At 61.7% G+C, this 19,650-nt stretch carries 13 protein-coding genes and 1 pseudogene; 2 read left to right on the top strand and 12 right to left on the bottom strand.

The genetic code is table 11. The features are described 5' to 3' along the window. Positions 1-279: 279 nt before the first annotated feature. Together NTD80_RS31430 and NTD80_RS22215 are read left to right on the top strand one after the other, a co-directional pair. Positions 280-822: pseudogene (locus NTD80_RS31430) on the top strand (methyl-accepting chemotaxis protein); the annotation flags it as partial. 105 nt (positions 823-927) lie between these two features. Then, positions 928-1,749, top strand: a complete 822-nt coding sequence (locus tag NTD80_RS22215) for a DeoR/GlpR family DNA-binding transcription regulator (RefSeq protein WP_065905775.1) — start codon at positions 928-930, stop codon at positions 1,747-1,749. A gap of 325 nt (positions 1,750-2,074) precedes the next feature. On the opposite strand, the gene otnI is transcribed toward NTD80_RS22215, so the two are convergent. The 12 genes from otnI to NTD80_RS22155 all read right to left on the bottom strand — a co-directional run bounded on the left by otnI (position 2,075) and on the right by NTD80_RS22155 (position 19,548). Next, on the bottom strand, positions 2,075-2,857 hold the full coding sequence (gene otnI, locus NTD80_RS22210; RefSeq protein WP_262135023.1) for a 2-oxo-tetronate isomerase: 783 nt from the start codon (positions 2,855-2,857) through the stop codon (positions 2,075-2,077). A 15-nt stretch (positions 2,858-2,872) separates the two neighbouring features. Beyond that, the gene (locus NTD80_RS22205; RefSeq protein WP_106804421.1) at positions 2,873-4,333 is read right to left on the bottom strand and encodes an SLC13 family permease; all 1,461 of its coding nucleotides are present in this window, start codon (positions 4,331-4,333) and stop codon (positions 2,873-2,875) included. Positions 4,334-4,429: 96 nt separating this feature from the next. Beyond that, a complete protein-coding gene (locus tag NTD80_RS22200) occupies positions 4,430-5,074 on the bottom strand; it encodes an aldolase (RefSeq protein ID WP_065905772.1) in 645 nt (214 codons plus the stop codon). Further along, complete coding sequence (gene otnK / locus NTD80_RS22195; protein WP_262135022.1) at positions 5,071-6,363, bottom strand: 3-oxo-tetronate kinase; 1,293 nt, start codon at positions 6,361-6,363, stop codon at positions 5,071-5,073. Before otnK ends, NTD80_RS22200 begins: the two co-directional genes overlap by 4 nt. A gap of 10 nt (positions 6,364-6,373) precedes the next feature. After that, complete coding sequence (gene ltnD, locus NTD80_RS22190; RefSeq protein ID WP_342389437.1) at positions 6,374-7,348, bottom strand: L-threonate dehydrogenase; 975 nt, start codon at positions 7,346-7,348, stop codon at positions 6,374-6,376. A gap of 68 nt (positions 7,349-7,416) precedes the next feature. Beyond that, entirely contained in the window at positions 7,417-10,521 is a 3,105-nt protein-coding gene (locus NTD80_RS22185) for an autotransporter outer membrane beta-barrel domain-containing protein (RefSeq protein ID WP_262135021.1), read from the bottom strand. Between the two features lie 106 nt (positions 10,522-10,627). After that, complete coding sequence (locus NTD80_RS22180; RefSeq protein WP_083221431.1) at positions 10,628-11,662, bottom strand: fimbrial protein; 1,035 nt, start codon at positions 11,660-11,662, stop codon at positions 10,628-10,630. Then, positions 11,659-14,166 carry a fimbria/pilus outer membrane usher protein gene (locus NTD80_RS22175; RefSeq protein ID WP_177410343.1) on the bottom strand — a complete coding sequence of 836 codons (2,508 nt, stop codon included), beginning with the start codon at positions 14,164-14,166 and terminating at the stop codon, positions 11,659-11,661. Before NTD80_RS22175 ends, NTD80_RS22180 begins: the two co-directional genes overlap by 4 nt. A gap of 120 nt (positions 14,167-14,286) precedes the next feature. Then, positions 14,287-14,982: a molecular chaperone gene (locus tag NTD80_RS22170; RefSeq protein ID WP_177410344.1), complete on the bottom strand. Its 696-nt coding sequence runs from the start codon at positions 14,980-14,982 to the stop codon at positions 14,287-14,289. Positions 14,983-15,073: 91 nt separating this feature from the next. Further along, on the bottom strand, positions 15,074-15,571 hold the full coding sequence (locus NTD80_RS22165; RefSeq protein ID WP_262135019.1) for a fimbrial protein: 498 nt from the start codon (positions 15,569-15,571) through the stop codon (positions 15,074-15,076). A 430-nt stretch (positions 15,572-16,001) separates the two neighbouring features. Beyond that, positions 16,002-16,640, bottom strand: a complete 639-nt coding sequence (locus NTD80_RS22160; RefSeq protein ID WP_065905760.1) for a response regulator transcription factor — start codon at positions 16,638-16,640, stop codon at positions 16,002-16,004. A gap of 16 nt (positions 16,641-16,656) precedes the next feature. Next, on the bottom strand, positions 16,657-19,548 hold the full coding sequence (locus NTD80_RS22155; RefSeq protein WP_262135018.1) for an ATP-binding protein: 2,892 nt from the start codon (positions 19,546-19,548) through the stop codon (positions 16,657-16,659). Positions 19,549-19,650: the final 102 nt, after the last annotated feature.

Raw genomic sequence — 19,650 nt, 5'->3', positions numbered from 1 at the left:
GCCTCCTCCGACCTGCAGACCGCCGCCGCCGACACCAGCGAAGTCGCGCACAACATGAACCAGGCCGCCGGCCGTCAACGCGAAGCGGTGGAGCTGGTCAGCACCGCTTTCAACGAGATGGTGGCCACCGCCAACGAAGTCGCGCGCTCCTGCAGCGCCGCCGCCACCAGCGCCGATGAAGGCTATCGCGACGTGCACGACGGCCAGCAGCATATCGGCGAAGCGACCGGCAGCGTGCTCAAGCTCAGCGAAGACCTGCAGCGCTCGACCCAGACCATGCAGCAGCTGGAGCAGGACAGCAAAAACATCAACACCATCCTCGACACCATTCGCTCGATTGCCGAACAGACCAACCTGCTGGCGCTGAACGCCGCGATTGAAGCCGCGCGCGCCGGTGACCAGGGCCGTGGTTTCGCGGTGGTTGCCGACGAAGTGCGGGCCCTGGCGCGGCGCACCGCCGACTCCACCGGCGAGATCGACAGCCTGTTGGGCAACCTCGCCCGCCGCACCCAGGAAGTCACCCAGCAGATGCAAGGCAGCCTGCTGGTGTCGCACACCAGCGTGGAGCGCATCCAGCAGGCGCGCGACAGTTTCGACAAGATCCGTGGCTCTGTGGATTCGATCCGCGACCAGAACACCCAGATCGCCACCGCCGCCGAGGAACAGCACCAGGTCGCGGAGGAGATCAACCGGCACATCGCGCAGATCCACGCCGACGCGCAGTTGGTCGAAGGCTTTGCGCATTCGGCGCAGACCGGTTCGGGTCGCCTGACCGATATTTCCGGCCAGCTCAAGGGCCTGGTGGGACGCTTCAAGTTCTGACCGGCCATGCACGGCGTTCGCCTGCAGGGAGCAGGCGAACGCCGCGCGTATTCGCTACTATGTGCAGCAGTTGCCCGCCCATAGTCAGATCGATCCGGAGCCTCAATGCCCAACCCCAAGGACACTGCCCCCGACAGCAGCGCCCCGATGATTCCCGAGCAGCGGCGTGAGTTGATCCTGCGCCAGTTGCGCAAGCATCAAGTGCTCAGCGTGCATCAGTTGATGGAGATGTTCGACTGCTCGCACATGACCGTGCGCCGCGACATCGCCCTGTTGGAACAGGACGGCCGCGCGTATTCGGTGACCGGTGGGGTGCGTATTGCCAGCCAGCTGCACAGCGAGCCCAGCCATCAATCCAAGGCCGTCGTCGAATTGCCGCAGAAGCAGGCGATGGCGCGACTGGCCGCGCGGCTGCTGCACGCGGACATGACGGTGTACCTGGATGCCGGCACCAGCACGCTGGAGATCGTGCCCTACATCAAGGCGCTGTCGGGGATGACCGTGGTGACCAACGATTTCGGGATCGTGCAGGCCTTGATGGACGCGCCGCAGGTGACGGTGATCCACACCGGCGGGCAACTCGACCATGACAATCATTCTTCGGTCGGCGGCCTGGCGGTGGCCACCCTGCGCCAGGTGGTCACGGACATCGCGTTTGTGTCGACCAGCTCGTGGGACCTGCACCGCGGCATCACCACGCCCTCGGCGTTGAAGGTCGAGGTCAAGCAAGTGGCGATGCAGTCTGCGTCCCAGGTCGTGCTGGTGGCGAGCAGCTCCAAATACGGCACCTTCAGCATGTACCGCATCACCGGGCTGGAGCCGTTCGACATCATCATCAGCGACGACGCCCTCGCCCCGGCTGCCGCCGATGGCATCCGCAAGCGTGGCATCGAACTGATGCTACCCAGCGACCCGCCGCCCGCCTGACCCACCCCCTCGCCGGCAACCCAGCCCCTACCTGGTGATCTCTATCGCCAAACAAAAATCCCCACGGTCACCCCTCCCCCCCGTGTGGGAGCCGTCGAGCCCCAGCGAGGCCGCGAAGACGGCAGCATGGGCGCTAGAAATCTACCTGCCCTACCCCCCTCGCCAGCAACCCAGCGCCCACCTGGTGATCTCCATTGCCAAACAAAAACCCCCAAAGTCCCCGCCGCCCCCCTTGTGGGAGCCGTCGAGCCCCAGCGAGGCCGCGAAGACGGCGGCATAGGCGCTAGAAATCTACCTCCCCCCCCTCACCTGCCGCCCCTCCAGCTCAACGCACCTTCCAGTCTCGCAACCACTGCAGCCCCGCCGACGTATCGCCCCGCGGCCGGTACTCGCAGCCGACCCAACCGTCATACCCCAGTTGATCCATCAGCTCGAACAGATACGCGTAGTTCACCTCACCCAGGTCCGGCTCATGGCGGTCAGGCACACCGGCAATCTGGATGTGGCCGATGCCGTCGAAGTCGCGGCGCAACTTGGTGGCCAAGTCACCCTCGACAATCTGGCAGTGATAGCAGTCGAACTGCACCTTGAGGTTGCTCGCGCCAACTTCACGGCAGATGGCCTGCGCCTGGTCCTGGCGATTGAGGAAAAACCCCGGCATGTCGCGGGTGTTGATCGGCTCCAGCAGCACTGTGACGCCGACCTTGGCCGCCGCCGCGCTGGCGTAGGCCAGGTTCTCCAGGTACACGGCGTGATGACGCTCGCGCAAGGACTCCGACGGCAACAGCCCGGCCATCACATGCACACGGGAATTGCCCAGCACCGCGGCATAGTCCAGCGCCCGGTCGAAGCCGCTGCGAAACTCGGCCTCACGCCCCGGCAGCGTGGCGATACCGCGCTCCCCGGCGGCCCAGTCGCCTGGCGGCGCGTTGAACAGCGCCTGCTCCAGGCCGTTGTCGCTCAGGCGCTGCTTGAGTGCCTCGGCGCTGTAGTCGTAGGGAAACAGATATTCCACCGCGTCAAAACCATCGGCCTTCGCCGCAGCGAAGCGCTCGAGGAAATCATGTTGCGGGTACAGCATGCTCAGGTTGGCAGCAAAACGAGGCATAAAAGCTCCCAGGATTCAGACAAAAGGCCAGATCAGCAGGGTTATCAGGAAACCCAAAGTACCGAGCAACGTGGTGATCACCGTCCACGTGCGCAAACCGTCCGCGACGTTGAGCCCGGCAAGCTTGGTGAAGATCCAGTAGCCGGCGTCGTTGATATGCGACATCGCCAGCCCGCCACCGCCCATGGCCAGGCACAGCAGCGCCATGTGGTTGGGGGTGAGGTTGAGCGTCACGATCAGCGGGCTGATGATCCCCGCCGTGGTCACCAGGGCCACGGTGGTCGAACCCTGCACCGCGCGCAGCAGCATGGTCAACAAGAAGCCCAGCGCCAGCACCGGCAGGCCGGTGGTGCGCAGCATGTCGGAGACTACCGCGCCGATGCCGGTGTCCACCAGCACCTTGCCGAACACGCCGCCGGCACCGGCGATCAGGATCACCATGGCCACACCGGGCAAGGCCGAGCCGATCACGTCGGACACCTGGCTGCGGCTCCAGCCCCGGCGCGAACCGAGCAGCCAGGCGCACAGCAATGTATCGATCAGCAGCGCCACCAGTGGCGCGCCGAGCACGGTCATGACCCCACGCAGGGTCGACTCGATCGGCAGCAACGAGGTCGCCAGGGTGCCCAGCAGAATCAGCACGATCGGCAGCAAAATCAGGCCGACGATCAAGCCGAAACCCGGTGCAGGCGCCGCCGGCAGCTTGGCGGCGATGGCGCTGGTGGATTCCTCCAGGCCCATGTGCGACTCGGCCACGGCACTCTGCTGCACCGCCTGTGAGTTGCCGTTGGTCCAGGCGCGCAAGTCTTCATTGGTCACGTGCGGGCCGTACACTTCGGCGCGGATATCGTCGGTCATCGGGTAGAAACGGCGGGTCATGCGCCCCGCCACGCGGTAGCCGATGTAGCACAGCAACGCGGTGATCGGCAGGCCGAACATCAGCACGCGGCCCAGGTCGGCACCCAGTTGGCTGGCGGCAGCCACGGCACCGGGATGGGGTGGCAGGAAGGCATGCACGGTCAGCAGCGCCGCACACATCGGCAAGGCGAACACCAGCAGCGGCTTGCGCGCGCGGCGGGCCACGCCATAGGCCAGCGGCATCAGGATAATCACCCCGACCTCGAAGAACACCGGCACCCCAATAATGAACCCGGCGATGGTCAAGGCCAGCGGCGTGCGGCTATTGCCGAAACGCTCGATCAGCGACTTCGCCAGGGCCTCGGCACCGCCGGACAGCTCGATAATCCGCCCGATCATCGCGCCCAGGGCAATGATGATCGCGATATGCCCCAGGGTCTTGCCCATGCCGCCTTCGATGGTCGCGACCAGGTCAGCCGGTTTCACCCCGGCCACCAGCGCGACCACGATACTGACCAGCATCAGCGCCACAAACGGCTGGAATTTGTATTTGAGTACCAAAAACAGCAGCAGCGCGATGCCCGCGCCGGCGGTTAACATCAGAATCAATGGGCTCATGCGGGTAAGTCCTGTTGTTATTGTTTTTTTAAGCAAGCCGGGTCCGTCGAGCGTCAAACCAGACGCTCGGGCAGCACTTGCGGTGTGTCTTGCGGGTTACCAGTGCGCGCCGAACGTCTCGCGCAATTCATCCAGTGCCGCCTGATCCAGCGGCGCCGGCCGAGGGTTGCTCATCAACCACAGCCGTGCGGTTTCTTCCAACTCTTCCAGCGCGTAGCTGGCCTTGGCCACCGAGCTTTCCCAGACCACCGGACCGAGGCGTTCAAGCATCACCCCGCGCACGCGGTTGGCCAGTTGCGCGACTTGCTCGGCGACCTTGGGCGAACCCGGGCGCTGATAGCCGATCAGTGGAATGTGCCCGACTTTCATCACCTGATATGGCGTGAGCGGCGGCAAGATATCGTCCGCGCGCCACACCCCGGCCAGGGTCAACGCCACCAGGTGAGTGGAGTGGGTATGCACCACACCGCCGACACTCGGGTTGCGGTCGTAGACCTGGCGATGCAGGGCCAGGGTCTTGGACGGCTTGTCCCCGGACACCCACTCGCCCTTCAGGTTGACCTTGGCAATGGCGCCAGGCGCCAGGCGACCGAGGCACACATCCGTCGGCGTGATCAGCCAGCCATCGTCGAGGCGCGCGCTGATATTGCCGGCACTGCCCACGGTGTAGCCGCGCTGGTACAGGCTATGGCCGACGTCGCAGATTTCTTCGCGCAGGGCCTGCTCGTCGGTGCCGCTCATTGCGCACCTCCGGCCAATTGTGCGAGGGCTTTGGTGAAGAAGTCGCGGCCACCGAAGTTGCCGGATTTAAGCGCGAGTGCCAGCGGCTCGGCAGAACTGCTGACAGTGGCCGGCACGCCCGGATCAATCTGCGCGCCGATCTGCAGCAGGTTGACCCCGAGCGCCTTGACCACCGCGCCGGAGGTTTCGCCGCCGGCAATCACAAAGCGTCGCACGCCTTGCTCGCGCAAGCCCGCCGCAATCGCCCCCAAGGCATTCTCCACCAGCGCGCCGGCGCGTTCGACGCCGAGCTGCTGTTGCACCGCCTTGACCTCGTCCGGGGTGCTGGTGGCGTAGATCAATACGGTGTGTGCACTGCCCTGGGCAAACGCCAGCGCCTGAGCCACTACCGGCTCACCGGCGGCCAGCGCCAGCGGGTCGATGCGCAGCGCCGGGCGCCCCGCTTCGCACCAGGCGGCAACCTGGCCGAGGGTCGCCACCGATGCACTGCCAGCCAGCACAACCTCGCCGCCGCTGATGCTTGGCAACGCCGCCGCGTCGAAGTCACGCAGTTTGCCGGCGCGACGGAAATTGCCCGGCAAGCCCAACGCCAGGCCCGAGCCGCCGGTGAGCAATGGCAAGTCGGCGCAGGCACTGCCGAGGGTGTAGAGATCCTGGTCCGACAGCGCGTCGGCGATGGCAATGCCCACGCCTTGCGCGCGCAGTTCGGCAATCTTGTTGCGCGTGGTCTCGACGCCGGCAGCGATGCTGTCATAGCGCAGCAGCCCGACCGGCAGTTGGGTCTGGCTTTGCAGCACGCGCACCAGATTCGCGTCGCCCATCGGCGTCAGCGGGTGATGCTGCATGCCCGACTCGTTGAGCAGTTGGTCCTGCACAAACAGATGCCCGCGAAAAATCGTGCGGCCGTTTTCCGGGAACGCCGGGCAAGCCAAGGTGAAATCACTGCCCAGCGCCTTGAGCAAAGCTTCGCTGACCTGGCCGATATTGCCGGCGGCGGTAGAGTCGAAGGTCGAGCAGTACTTGAAGAAAATCTGCTCGCAGCCCTGCTCGCGCAGCCAGGCCAGTGCGGCCAGGGACTCCTCGACCGCCTCGGCGACCGGTGTCGTGCGTGACTTGAGCGCGATCACAATCGCGTCCGCATCCAGCCCGGCCGCGACTTCACGACTGGGAATGCCGATGCTTTGCACCGTGCGCATGCCGCCACGCACGAGCATGTTGGCGAGGTCGGTGGCGCCGGTGAAATCGTCAGCGATGCAGCCCAGCAAGGGGCGTGCCGTTGGGTTAGTCATGCGGCGTTCCTCACACAGGCTCAGGCTTGGCAGTCGGCAGGTCGATGCCGGGGAAAATCTTGATCACCGCCGAGTCGTCCTCACGGCCAAAACCGGCACTGGAGGCCTGCATGAACATCTGGTGCGCGGTCGCCGAGAGCGGCAGCGGGAATTTGCTGGCGCGGGCAGTATCCAGCACCAGGCCGAGGTCCTTGACGAAAATATCCACCGCCGACAGCGGCGTGTAATCGGCCTTGAGAATGTGCGGCACGCGGTTTTCGAACATCCAGGAATTGCCGGCGCTGTGGGTGATCACCTCGTACAAGGCGTCTGCATCCACCCCTTCGCGCAGGCCCAGGGCCATGGCTTCGGCAGAGGCGGCAATGTGCACCCCGGCGAGCAACTGGTTGATGATTTTCACCTTGGAGCCCAGGCCATGCACATCGCCCAAGCGGTAGACCTTGCCCGCCATGCCAGCCAGCACGGCTTCGGCCTTGGCGTAGGCCGCTTGCGGGCCGGAGGTCATCATGGTCATTTCGCCGGCCGCCGCCTTGGCCGCGCCACCGGAGATCGGCGCATCCAGGTACAGCAGGCCCTGGTCCGCCAGGCGCTGGCCAAGCTCGACGGCGTAGGTCGGGGCCACGGTGGCGCAGCCGATCACCAGGCTCGCCGGGCGTAATGCCGCCACCGCGCCGCCTTCACCGAACAGGACGGTTTCGGTCTGCTCGGCGTTGACCACCACGGTAATGATCACATCACAGGCATCCGCCATCAGCGCCGGCGACGCGCACGCCACCCCGCCTTCGCTGGCGAACTGCTGGGTCACCGCGTCGCGCACATCACAGGCATGCACATTAAAGCCTGCGCGCAACAGCGAACGGGCAATGCCCAGCCCCATCGCGCCCAGACCGATCACACCGACATTCTTATTATTCATGGGGTACTCCAGGGGTAAACGGCGGCTCGCGCTACACCGGCGAGCCGCATTGGAATTGCAGTCGATCATCCACCAATGAACGGATTATGTGAAGTTATTTTTCGATTTAACATTTATTAACATTGGTCGCCGCCGATTTACCACGCCAGCCGGTAACCAATGTTCAAAGCCCACGGGCGCTTTTGGGTAGAACTGTCACTGGTCTCGACATCGGCATATAGATGCTGGCTCCTGCCCATGGCCGCAGTAATACCTGCCCCGGCATACCAGCCACCGCCATTGCCGTCGGGGTGGCTGCTGACGTCGTTGGTCTTGACCTGGTTGCGCGCTGACAGGTCCTGGATCCAGCCAGCCTTGAGGTACGGCTGGATCGCAAAATCACCCTCCAACCGCATCTGGCGCCCAACCAGCGCGCCGCCGCGCAACTGGGTTGAAATGCCATCGTCGGCGTCGACGCGCATGTCGTTGCTCAACCGGTAACGATCACCGCCACCGTACAACGCCGACAACTGCGCTTGGGGCTCGACAAACCAGCCATGGGAGAAATCCAGGCGCTTGCCGGTTTCCACCGAGAGGCCAGCGCCGTTGCTGTGGGTTTTACCGCTGACGCGTTTGCCGTCGGTAGCGTCCACGTCGAACCGAGTGGACCAGCGATTGAGTGTCAGCAGGCTGTCGGTGTACCAACCCGAATCGTCCAGGTAAGTGGCGTAGGCACCGATGTAGTAACTTTCGAGCTTACCGCTGCCCTCGCCATTGAAGCTGCGATTGGCGTGACTGTAACCGGCAAGGCCGCCGAGGATCAGCGAACCGTTGCTGCGCGCCATCCGGCCATCCACACCCACCTGGACGCCGTTGAGGTTCTGCGTGAAGTGCCGCCCTGCGCCGTTATCCAGTTGCTGCTCCTGACCATAGCTGCGCATCCACACCCCTTCGTCGTGGCCATCGCCGCGCACATCGCCCAGGCGCTGGATCAGGCTGCCGCGTTCAGCATCCCAGGTGTCACGCAGGGTCGCCAACGCGCTGCTGTTGATCGCCGCGCTGGCGGCGGTGGACAGTTGCTCGGTGATGTTGACCAGGCTCCACTGCGATTGGCCGCTCGCACTGTCGTCACGTTGCAAGGTGTAGCGGTAGGTGCCCACATCCACCTCCTGGCCACGGTTGGCCAGCGTGAAGTCGCCGACGCCCCCCTGGCTGTCGATCAACAGCAATTTCTGCCCACCGCCCGACGGCTCGGTGCCGCTGTTGCGCACCAGCAACTGGTTATTACCGGTCACCTGGCCGCCCACCTCAAGCCGGTCGCCGCGCAGCGCGCCCAGATCAGTATTCATGATGTACTGCCCGTCGCCCTGAAGGTCGCCGGCGACTTTCAGGCGCATGAAATCGCTCGCTGCCGGCGTGGCGAATTCCACGCTGCCCTTATTTGTCAGTTGGCCGACACTGGAGTCGCCCCGCATCAGCCAGGTGCTGCTGTCGTCCAGACTGAGGCTGGAATGGCCAGGGGTATCGTTCACCGCACCTTCGAGGCGTGACTGATTGTTCAGGCTCAACTGCAGCGCGCCACCCTCGACCAGGACATCGCCATCGATGAACGAGTGATCGCTGTCCAGCCGGACGAGGTCGGCGGCCAGCCCATTGGCGCCGTCGGTAATCCATACTGCCGTCGCGGGCTGATCGGCGCTGCGCCCCACCAGGCTGCTGTGGGTCAGATGACTGAGCAAGCTGCCGCCGGAGACGCGCAAGGCACTGCTGTCGTGGGCCAGTACCGTACTGTCAGTGAGATCGAGTTGGTTGGTGATACCCGCGATGGTTGCCTGGCTCACCAGCCCGTAGGCTTTCTCTCCAGCGGTCTCGATGTGGGTGTCGGTCAGGTCTGCCGTGGCATTGTTGCTGACCGACAGGCCATACGCCGAGTTACCTTCGGTGACCACATTCGTGCGAGTCGTCTGCAAGCTGGCATCATCGCCTGAAACCAGTAGGCCATGACTGAGATCACCGTGGGTCAACAGCTGGCTGTCGGACAACACCATCCGTGTCCCGCCCAGCCGGGCTAAGGCGCCGACCGACCCGACGCCAAAGGTCTCGATCACCACGTTCGTCACATCGAACGTCGCCCTGGGCGCCCCCGACTGGCCACCGATCACGTCGGTTGATGCATAGAGCCCGTGGGACGAGTCACCGTGGGTGACCACGCGGCCGCCGTCCATCTGGAAAATACCGGCGCGATTGTCCACCGCGGCCGCCTGTGTGCCCCATGTTTCCAGATGACTGTCGTGCACGTCGGCGTGGCTGTCGCTGCCGGGCATCCAGATCGCCGAACCATTATCCCCTTTGGCGCTGATCTGGGACTCGTACAGTTCCAGGGACGCACCTTTGGCATCAAGGTTGATGCCGTTGCCGGTTTGAGAGAGGACCTGGGAATTGCGTACTACCGCCGTCCCCCCACCGTTGGGAGAACTCGGCCGGATCAGGATGCCGTCAGTCTTGGCCTGGATGCTGCCATTGCTGAACTCCAGACGTCCTTCTTGCATCTCCACGCCCTGGGCGCCGTCGGATTGTGCGGTCACGCCGTCGGCGGTGACCACGCTGTCCGTACCGGTGATGGCGATCGCGGCAGTCTGGCCATGGGCGGTGGCGCTGACGTTGTTCAACTTGATGCGCGCCCCCTGTTGCGCCCGCACTGCGTAGGCCGCATTGCCGGCGGTCGATACGCTCGTGCCACTGGCGCTGATGGTCGAACCGGCGCCCATGGCAGAGAGCCCGTCGGCCATAAGCCCTGTAGTGGTGACCGTGCCGCCGATGATCTGCGCGCTGGAGCCCTGATTGACCATGACCCCACGGCCACGGGCGCCGTCGGTGGTGATGTCGGTCTGCCCCAGTTGCACATGCGAGCCTGCACCGCTGGCGCTGGCACCGTCGCCGAAATAGCCGCTGGCCTTGATGGTTGAGCCCTGCAGTGTGCCCCGCCCACCGCCCTGCGCTTGCAGCCCCGTCACGGCATCGTTAGGCCCGCCGGCGGTCGCGTGGATATCCATGGTCGTGCCGATGAATTCATTTTGCCCCCCCACAACGCGAACGGCCGCACCTTTGCCGGTGAACGAAACCTGGTCATTATCCAGTACCAGCAGGTCACCCGCCTCGGACGATACGTCAACAGGCCCGATAGTGGCCGCCTGCACCGGCGCCAGTGCAACGAAGAGGGCATAACTGATTGCAAAACTGAGGGGTTTCTTCGCAGAGTTCATTAATCCAATCCTTGACGTTAGTTGTCATCCAACAAAAGCGCTCGGCAACAGAATGCCCGCCATGCCCCCAGTCAGAGAGGGCGTAGCAAACCCTTTAAAGCGCCTTTTATTGATACTTCACAGTGACCGTTGCGGTACCTTTTACAAGCCCGGGTGTGACGCAATTAGTGCCGCCAGAACTTTGGTAATAACGCACTAAATAGGGCAAGTTGAAACTTGTCGAATTGTTAAACACCGTGCCCACGACTTGAGTCGCCCCGAGTATCGCGGGCAGCCCGCTGGAGGCATCGAGTACTTGCAGCGCCACGCAAGAGGCATTGTTCACGCCGGCCTGCGGTTTGATCAGGCCCAGGCTGCCGTCGGGCATGAACTTGTCTGCGTCCAGGGTCAGGGTGACTGCGCCGTTGGCTCCGGAACAGGTAAACGGCACGTTGAAAGGTGTGTCGCCCGTGGTGGAGCCCTGCCCGGTGAAGCGGCCGAATGGCGCCGGAGCCAGATCCACACTCAGGTCGCCGATCGAGCAGGTACCCGTTTCCGGCACGATTTCACTGCCGCCACCGGTGATGCGCGTGGTCAGGAACACACCACTGTTGAACGGGTAAACACTCTGCGCCGTGTTGTTGGTGTAGGTACCACCCGCCAATGCACCGGAACCGACGGTGTCGCTCAGCTTGATCAACTCAACGACAACTGTTCCGCCGACATTGAAGACCAAGGTGTTTTGCGCCGCCGAGCCACTGACACCGGGCATCCCAAGTTTCCAGGTGGTCTGTTCTCCAGCATAAAACGGTGAAGCCGATTGTGCGGGTATCCAACTGGTACGCATGCCGACACCGGCAATGTTAGTTGTGTAGACGTTAGTGATAGTAGTGGCAGTGCCTTGTACGACTCGCCATTGCGTTGTATCACCCGGCTTGCAAGAAACAATGGCGAAAAAACTGCCAACAATAGGAAACTCCTTACTGTAAAACACGTCACCCACGGCAACCCCCGAAGGTACCGATATGCGGCCCATGGTTATATCGACTACCGCGCCTTCCTGATAGTTGGGCATCATCCCGCACACCGCATAAGCCGACGTTGAAACCATTAGCCAGGCACACACCTGAAACACTGCATAAATAAGTCTGGTCATTTTCATCGACTGCTCAGACGGGTACCTTCGCGCAGCAGGCACGGCGCTTGCGTTTGTAGCAGCCCCTTGGTGCCGCTCGCCGTTTTCTCGCCGAATCGATATGCAACCTGACAGGTTGATTCGTCCGGCAGGTTCACGCTCAGTGCGCCGTTGTTTTCAACGCCCTGGACAAACAGGTTGTTGCCCTGGCCGACCACACCGACCACATTGCCACGCTCGTCGCGTACATCCGCGCCGAACGGCAACTTGAGGTTGCTGCCATTGGTGATATGGATCACCGCCGACCGCCCGACCCGGGTCTGGAAATCGACGCGGACAATTGCGCCGGCAAAGGGTGCGACCTGTTGCGTGGTGTTCTGGAACGTGACATCCATCGAGCTGCCCTTGGGGTCCAGGTTGATATTGTTCATGCGATAGGGCGATAAATACGGCATCACGCCATAGCCGTTTTTATCGATGACCAGGCCGGACAATCCACCAATGCTCGCGCCCTCGCCGCCCGGTGCGGAGACCAGTGCAATGGTGTCGCCGGTATTCGGCGATAGCGTCACCCCGCCGCTGTGCACCACCAGGCTGCCATCGCTGCCCAGCGAGGTGGATTTGTAGTCCCCACCCTGTTCGTACGACGCGCGAACGGTGCTGCGGTCGCCGCGGTATTGAGCATTGACGCTGCCCGAGCTTGAGGTGTTGGTGTCCGCCGCGTGGGCGACCCCGTAGCTCAGGCGCCCCTCGTCATCGGCCACCCCGCTCAAGTAGTTGCGCAGCGTGCTGCCTTGCCCGCGCCCGCCGGTGTACTGCGTGCTCAGCGTCGGTGACTTGGCGCCGCTGCCCAATGGAATATTCAGGCTCAGGAAGTACTGGGTCTGGGCGCCGACGAACTCATCGTTATTGCGACTGGCGGAAAGGCTGTAGCTGACATCTCCGACGCTGCCGTTGAAGCCCACTTCAAACTGCCGGCTCGAGGATCCCGAGCCCCCCCAGGTCTTGCTGGTGCTACCGGTCAGGAACAGCGAGCCATAAGTGCTTACCGGCTGATCGATGCTGATATCGAAGCGGTCACGCTCATTGCCATACCACAGCCATTCATCCTGATAGCCCGGGGTCTTGACCCGCTCACGCGCATCGACCGCCTGGGAAAGCGTCATGTATTTGGACGACGAGTAGCGGTAGGCAGCGAGGGTAAAGTTAGTGCGGGTTTCGCTCAGCAACTTGCTGTACGCCACCTTGACGCTGTGCCCCGAAGCCGAACCGCTACGAGCGCCCAGTTGGGTGGTCTCCTGGGTCAGGTCGACCGAAAACGCCCCCAGCGAGGTGTTCAGTCCGACACCCGCGAGCCCCGCGTGAAAGCCTTCGCTGACCTGGAACCCGCCGTAGCCGGTCAGGCTGTTGTTCAGACCATAGAACAACGTGCCCTGGAACAGATGGGCATCGCTGGCCAGGTTCTGGTTATACAGCCGGCCAGCCACCAGGTCGTATTTGGCGCGCCCCGGACGCATCAGGTTGGTGATCGACGAATAAGGCACATCGAAGCGCCGCTCACTTCCGTCGGCCTCGGTAACCACGACATTCAGGTTGCCGCCATAGCCTGTGGGGTACAGATCGTCGATCACGAAGTTGCCGGGCGTGACCGTGGTCTGATAGAGCTTTATATCGTTCTGCCACACCTCCACTCGCGCATTGCTGCGCGCGAAACTGCGGATCACCGGCGCGAAACCGATCTGTGAATCGGGAAACATGCGCTCGTCCGAGGCCAGGCTGACACCGCGCACAGCGATGCTGTCGAACCCCACGCCTTTGGTATTGATCTCGCCCAGGGTCACCTGGCTCTTGAGCTGCGCCACTGGCCGCTGAAGGTAGGTGGACATGCGGGTCCATTCGGCTTTGCCCCCCTGGGTCCAGTTCACATTTGCGTTATGTCGGAACTGCCAAAGGCCAAAATTGAACCCGCCACGCAAGCCCAGGTAGGCAGAGTCGGTGCTGCCGTAGTGGTCGTTCTGTGTGCTGAAATAGTTCAGATTGTAATCAAGTTTCGCCGCGGTAATGCCCGCGTCCCAGTACTCGGGCTCTACATAACCACGCGGGGTACGCCGCAAGTTGGCCTGGGGGATTTGCAGGTAGAGCTTCTGCTCACCGATGTCGGCATAGGAGACCGTGTTGGGCAGCACCGCCTTGAGCTTGCGACAACCGTTGAACGGCACCAATGGCTGTGTATCGATGCCCAGCCGTTTCAGCGCTGCGAGCGTGAAACAGGCTTGCGCGATATTGCTGTTGGCCTCATCTGCAAACTCGACCTTGGCGCGCGTCACCTGCTTGCCATTGATGTAAACGTCCAAATCGTAATTTCCTGGCAATACCGGGTTGCCCTTCTGGTAACGCGACATATCCGTACGCTTGGCATTGCCCACCAGAAACGAACTGGTGAACTCGGCATCCTGGAAGTCCACCTGTGCAGCGGCCGCCGGCAGCACCGGCTCATCCGCCATCACGTTGTCATCTGCCGTGCTGAACACGAGGCACACGACCGCCCAGAAACGAACGATTGAGCATGACGGTGCCGCCAGAAACACTTTTCTGCGTAATATCGATCGATCAAAACGGTTCATAGACTTTTAACGAAAGGGTAATTGAACTTAGTCGAACTGCGCGTTCACGGTTTTCAAGGCGCCATAGTCGTTAATATAATTAAACTGTATGCCCTGGGCTTTTAGTTCAGGCAGGCGCGCGGTCTGCGGGTGCAGTTCAAACACGGCTTCGCCGCCCGGGGCAACCATATGATTACCGTCAGTATTACTGAGTGTCTTGCCCGCCCACTTCACCTGTATATCGGCAAACGAGACATGCAATGGCGAAGTATTCGTGCAGCGCAACTTCAACTGTGCGCCGTCGCCGAACACCTGCCACGTCAAATGCTTCGCGGCGTCATGCAAGGAGCTGCGGAGTGTCGCGGGTCGATAGAACACTTTAATTCGACTTTGAACAGCCAATAACAAGTTATTCTTGTTTCTCGACTTTTCCGGCACCGGTGGTACTTCAAGTACATTCAGCCAGAACAGCGATTCACGGTCTGGCGGCAATGCTGTTCCATTGAACAGGATCCGCAGGGTCTGCGAGGCCTGGCCTTCGATACGGGTCAGCGGCGGCATGATCAGGAACGGCGCGGAGCTGTTCTCCGGCGTAGAGTCGGTGGCGCCGTCATCCATCCACGATTGCACCAGTGCCGGGGTCGCGCCCTTGTTCGACAGGGGCAGCGTGACTTCACGTTCGCCGCCTGGATAGATCAACCGAGTGCCGCCCAAAACGATATTGGCGCGAGCATCGAAGCTCATTAAATAAATGAGCAGGCAACCTGTTAATAGACGATATATCCGCATAGTCAGGGTAGTCCCCTCTGCGCGATGTCCGCGCAGAGGGACGTTCTCAGTTATAGCTCAATTGGTATTTGACCTGGCTCTTCACCAGGCCCGCCGTGGACTTGCCGGTCGCGTAGTACTGCACGCCGTAGATCATTTCAGCCGCACCGTCTTGCACGGTGAAGCTCTTGGCAGCGCCAGCGTCGCCTGGCTTGATCACGGAGTTGTCTGCGTAGTTGTAAAGCTGCAGGCCCACATTGGTGGCGGAGGTATCGCCGCTCAACTGGTTTTTCAGCACGCCCGAACTGACGTCGACCAGGTTGGCATCGTAGAGAAACTGCGCGCGTACATTGGTCACGGTCGGCGAGCATTGATTGACCGCAATACGGAAGTTGGACGGCATCGCGGTAGCACCGGCCTGGGCCAGGTCAGCCACTTTGGCGGTGGCCAGGTCCACGGTAAAATCGCCCGACGAGCCGGTGGTTACCTGGCAAGTTTCATCCGTAACTTTACCGTTAAAAGTAATAGTACCGGCTTCCGCGGCGTTGACAGTAGTGGACAACATCAGGCCACCACACACACTCAGGAGCGCCGCCTGCACAGGCAGTAAACGTTGTTTCTTCATACTTCATCATCTCTCAAGTTTATATTCATTGGCGTTACTTTAATAACGCATCACAGGGCCGCACTTCACTTCACGAGTTGCTGGGTATCCACCTCCTGACTTCGTAATTAATCCTTTTTCGGGCGCACAGTGACCCGCTGCCTTGAAGTGCACTGTTGCGCACAACTGCAATAAGAAACGGTTCTTTTCTAGTGCAACTCAACCAGCACGGCTACAGGTAGGTGGCGTGACTTAGTCTATTGAGGTGCGGGCTGACGCTGTGGGCGCTATTATGCGAGCCGACTCGGTGGCTGTCTTTAAGATCAAACTGAAAATAGGCCCAGGGCGAGAACTGTCTTTCGGTTCAGCCCACGTAAACCGCTGGCACGACTTACAGGAAAAGCTGCGCGTCCGCACAGAAGGCCAACAACGCTTGATCATTTTCGACGCCCAACTTGCGCATCGCCGAGACCTTTTGTGCGCTCACTGTCTTGGTGCTTCTATGCAAAAGTGCCGCGATTTCACGACCACTCAAGCCCGATACAAAATGCCGCAGCACTTCGTATTCGCGCATCGTCAGCCGAGCGGCCCTGGCTTGCATCTGGCTGTCACTGTTCGACAGCGCTTGCACTGGTGGCTGGTATTTGCGTCCCTGCGACAACGCCTGCAGTGCTACCGCAATCTCATTGAAATCACCACTTTTCAATATTACGCCCCACACACCCAGGTGATAGAGACCGCTGAGAATCAGGGGATTGGACAGCATGGTGAATACCAGGATGCGGGTGTCACCAAAGCGCCGGCACAGCAACTCGATCATCTGCAATCCATCGCCATGAATTCCGTCGCCGGGCATGCTGTAGTCGGCAATCACGACATCGGGCGAAAACTGCTGGTGCATCTGCACCAATTCAGTAGGCCCCTTGGCGATACCCACCACTTCAAAGCGGTCATCGCGCTCGACTATTTCCTGCACCGCCATCGCCACAATCGGATGGTCGTCGGCTATCAACACAGTGGTCTTTTTCATGGTTTGTATTCCAGTCTCAGTCGTTGGATGTAGGGGGCTCGCCGTCCGTATTCGGCGCGAGGCCCGCCAGTAGTCGCTCTATACCGTCCATGAGTTCAATAACGCCCTTGGGAATTTTGTGCGTGGCGATCAGTTGCTGCTCCAGCGCTTTGCACGCGTCTGCCAGCTGCTTCGCCTGCACCGCCGCCAGCGAGCCGCGCAGCCGATGCAACTGCGGCACCATGGCAGCTACGTTGTGTTGCTGGCTGGCATCGCGCAGGATTTTCAGGTCTGCGCGCGTGATATTCACAAACAGTTCATGCAGTCGCGGTGAGAGCGCCACGAACGCCGGCAGTTCTTCCTCCTGCGGCTCAAGTATTTGCGCGGGCGGGCAGCAGCGTCGCAACACTGCGTACAAATCGCTCAGGCTCACGGGCTTTACCAGCCAGGCATCCATGCCGGCTGCGACGAAGCGTAGGGTTTCTTCCTGCAGGGCGCTGGCGGTGATGGCGATGATCGGAAGCGTTACGCCCTGCTGACGCAGCGCACTCAATAACTCGAACCCATCCATCTGCGGCATGTTGATGTCGGTCAGTAGCGCATCGAAATCCGGCGACCAGCGCGCCAATGCGTCAAGACCGTGACTTGCCAGGGTGACGCGACAGCCGAGCTGCTCGAGTTGCTCCTTGATCAATGCCTGGTTCATCGGGTTGTCGTCGGCGACCAGCAGGTTCAGGCCCAACTTACCGGGATGCCGAGACAAGCGGGCCCGCACGGCGGTCGGCGGTGCCTGCTGCCCCAAGGCAAAGCTGGCACTGAAACTGAAGCAGCTACCCACCCCGGGTTCGCTGGCCACGCTCAATCGACCGCCCATCAGTTGGGCCAGTTGCGCGCATATGGACAGGCCAAGCCCGGTGCCAGCAACGGTATGCGCATGTCGGTGCGCCTGGTAGAACGGCTCGAACAGATGAACCTGCTGCTCGGCCGCAATACCCACGCCGGTGTCGGTGACTTGCCACGTCAGCGTAGCCCTGTCGTCGCTAATCGCGGCGCTCAACTGCAGCGTTACACCGCCGTGCTCGGTGAACTTGAGGGCATTGCTGAGCAGATTGGTGAGCACCTGCCGGATACGCCGCGCATCCCCATGCACCCCAACCGGTACACCGGCATCGACATTCAAGCGCAACTGCACGCCCTTGCCCTGTGCGGTGCCGCTGTATTCGGCGACGACCTCCTCGGCCAGCGCGAGGGGGCTGAAATCCGCCGACTCCAGCGCCATCTCCCCCGCTTCGATCTTGGACATGTCCAGCACATCGCTGACCAGTTGCAGAAGCATTGAAGAGGAGCGCTCGATAATGTGCAGATAGTTGCTTTGTTGCTCGGTCAACTGTGTGAGCCCCAGCAACTCCAGGGTACCCAACGCGCCATAGAGTGGCGTGCGGATCTCATGGCTGATGGTCGCCAGGAACCGCGACTTGGCGGCGCTGGCCTCGGCGAGCTTCTGCTCCACCGCCTTGTGTGCGCTGATGTCGCTGAACGCGCAGAGCACCACCGCCTCGCCGCGATAGCGGGCTGAGGCGAAACTGCCGTGCAATGTGTGGCCGTGGCGGCTGTGGAAAATCACATCGCCGTCGGGTTGCGCCGGGGCAGGATTGAGCCCCCAATGCTCACTCAACTGCGTCACCGCCTGGGCATCCCCCAGCATTCGTTCGGCCAGTGGGTTTTGCATGATCAGGTGCCGATCCGCGCGCCTGAGCACACACAGTGCCACAGGGGCAGTCTGGATTACCGTACGGCTGAAAGTGTCGCTTTCGACGATCTCAAAATGGGCCTGGCGCGCGGGCGAAACCACCTTGCGCGCGTACCAGCGAATCGCCACCCAACTGCTCAACATACTGGCCAGCAGCAGCCCAATGCCGCCAAGCAACTGCCACTTGGCGTAGCCGAAAAAGCTTTGATAATTCAGTTCGTACAACGCGACCCAACCACCGGCACTGGGGCCGCCCATCTTGAACAGCAGGCCTTGCGCAGTGAAATTCAGGCCCTGCCGATAGCTCTGCGCTACACCGACTGCATCTATCAACGAGTCGCCCTGGGGAGACAACAGTTGCAAGCGGTCGTAGATCGGCCGCTCGAACAATTGCTCGGGATCATTGATGCGCTCCAGATCCAACAGGGTCACGATGAAGATCCGACGCTTGACCTCAGGTGTCCACCAGAGCGCATCGGGCAGCCTGAAATCCAGATAACCCAACAGCTCACGGGACTCGCCGGCAATGAAATGCTGCGCTGGCGCCCAGCGCACGTGGACTCCCCCCGTCGAGTCTTTACCGACTGGCAGCGCGGTGTAAATCCGCTCGACTGCCGCCAGGTAGTTCTCCGTTGTCAGCAGCGCACGCCCCGGAAACCGGTCGATGGCAGGCACAGCCATGCTGGTGTTGCCCAGCGCGCCGATGACGAACACCTGCGGTGCCGGGTACACCGAGGTACTCCAGAAACGGCTGTAAAAATTCGCCAGCATCACCCCCAAGGCGAAATTGCCCGGATGCGGGCCGGACGTTACGTGCTGCTGCGCCAGGGTAAACGGCATCGAAAACGTATATTGCGCCGCCTCAAAGATCCGCACGCCTGGCGTGTCGACACGCATTTGGCTCTGTACCGTCAGACCCGACGTCGGTTGGTTCTGCGAGGCCTGGTTGCCGTGTTGCGCAATCCTGTCGATGAATTTTTCGTGCTGATGGATATCACCCACCAATCGGTTGAAATGCAGCATCACCTTGTTGCGCTCTTCGGCAACCACCTTGCTCAACGCCCAATAGCAGGCGGCCAGCATTAACAGGTTAAGAAAAAGCGCGCAGATCAGCACGGTATTCAGGCGCAGGGACGTGCTGGCGAGCTTGCGAATCAAGCTGTAGTTGCGTTCGGGCATAGGTTCAAAGTCCGGTCTCGTAAGACGGCACGGTGGTAGCGGCATAGAGCCAGGCGCTGTATGCCACAGCTGGAGGTGAGTATGGCGTAACACGGCAAGTTC

The sequence above is a fragment of the Pseudomonas sp. 13B_2.1_Bac1 genome, assembly GCF_025466155.1.
GTDB classification, from domain to species: Bacteria; Pseudomonadota; Gammaproteobacteria; order Pseudomonadales; family Pseudomonadaceae; genus Aquipseudomonas; species Aquipseudomonas aylmerensis.
The sequence above is the reverse complement of the archived record's forward strand: the minus strand, read 5'-3'. Positions and strand labels throughout refer to the sequence as shown.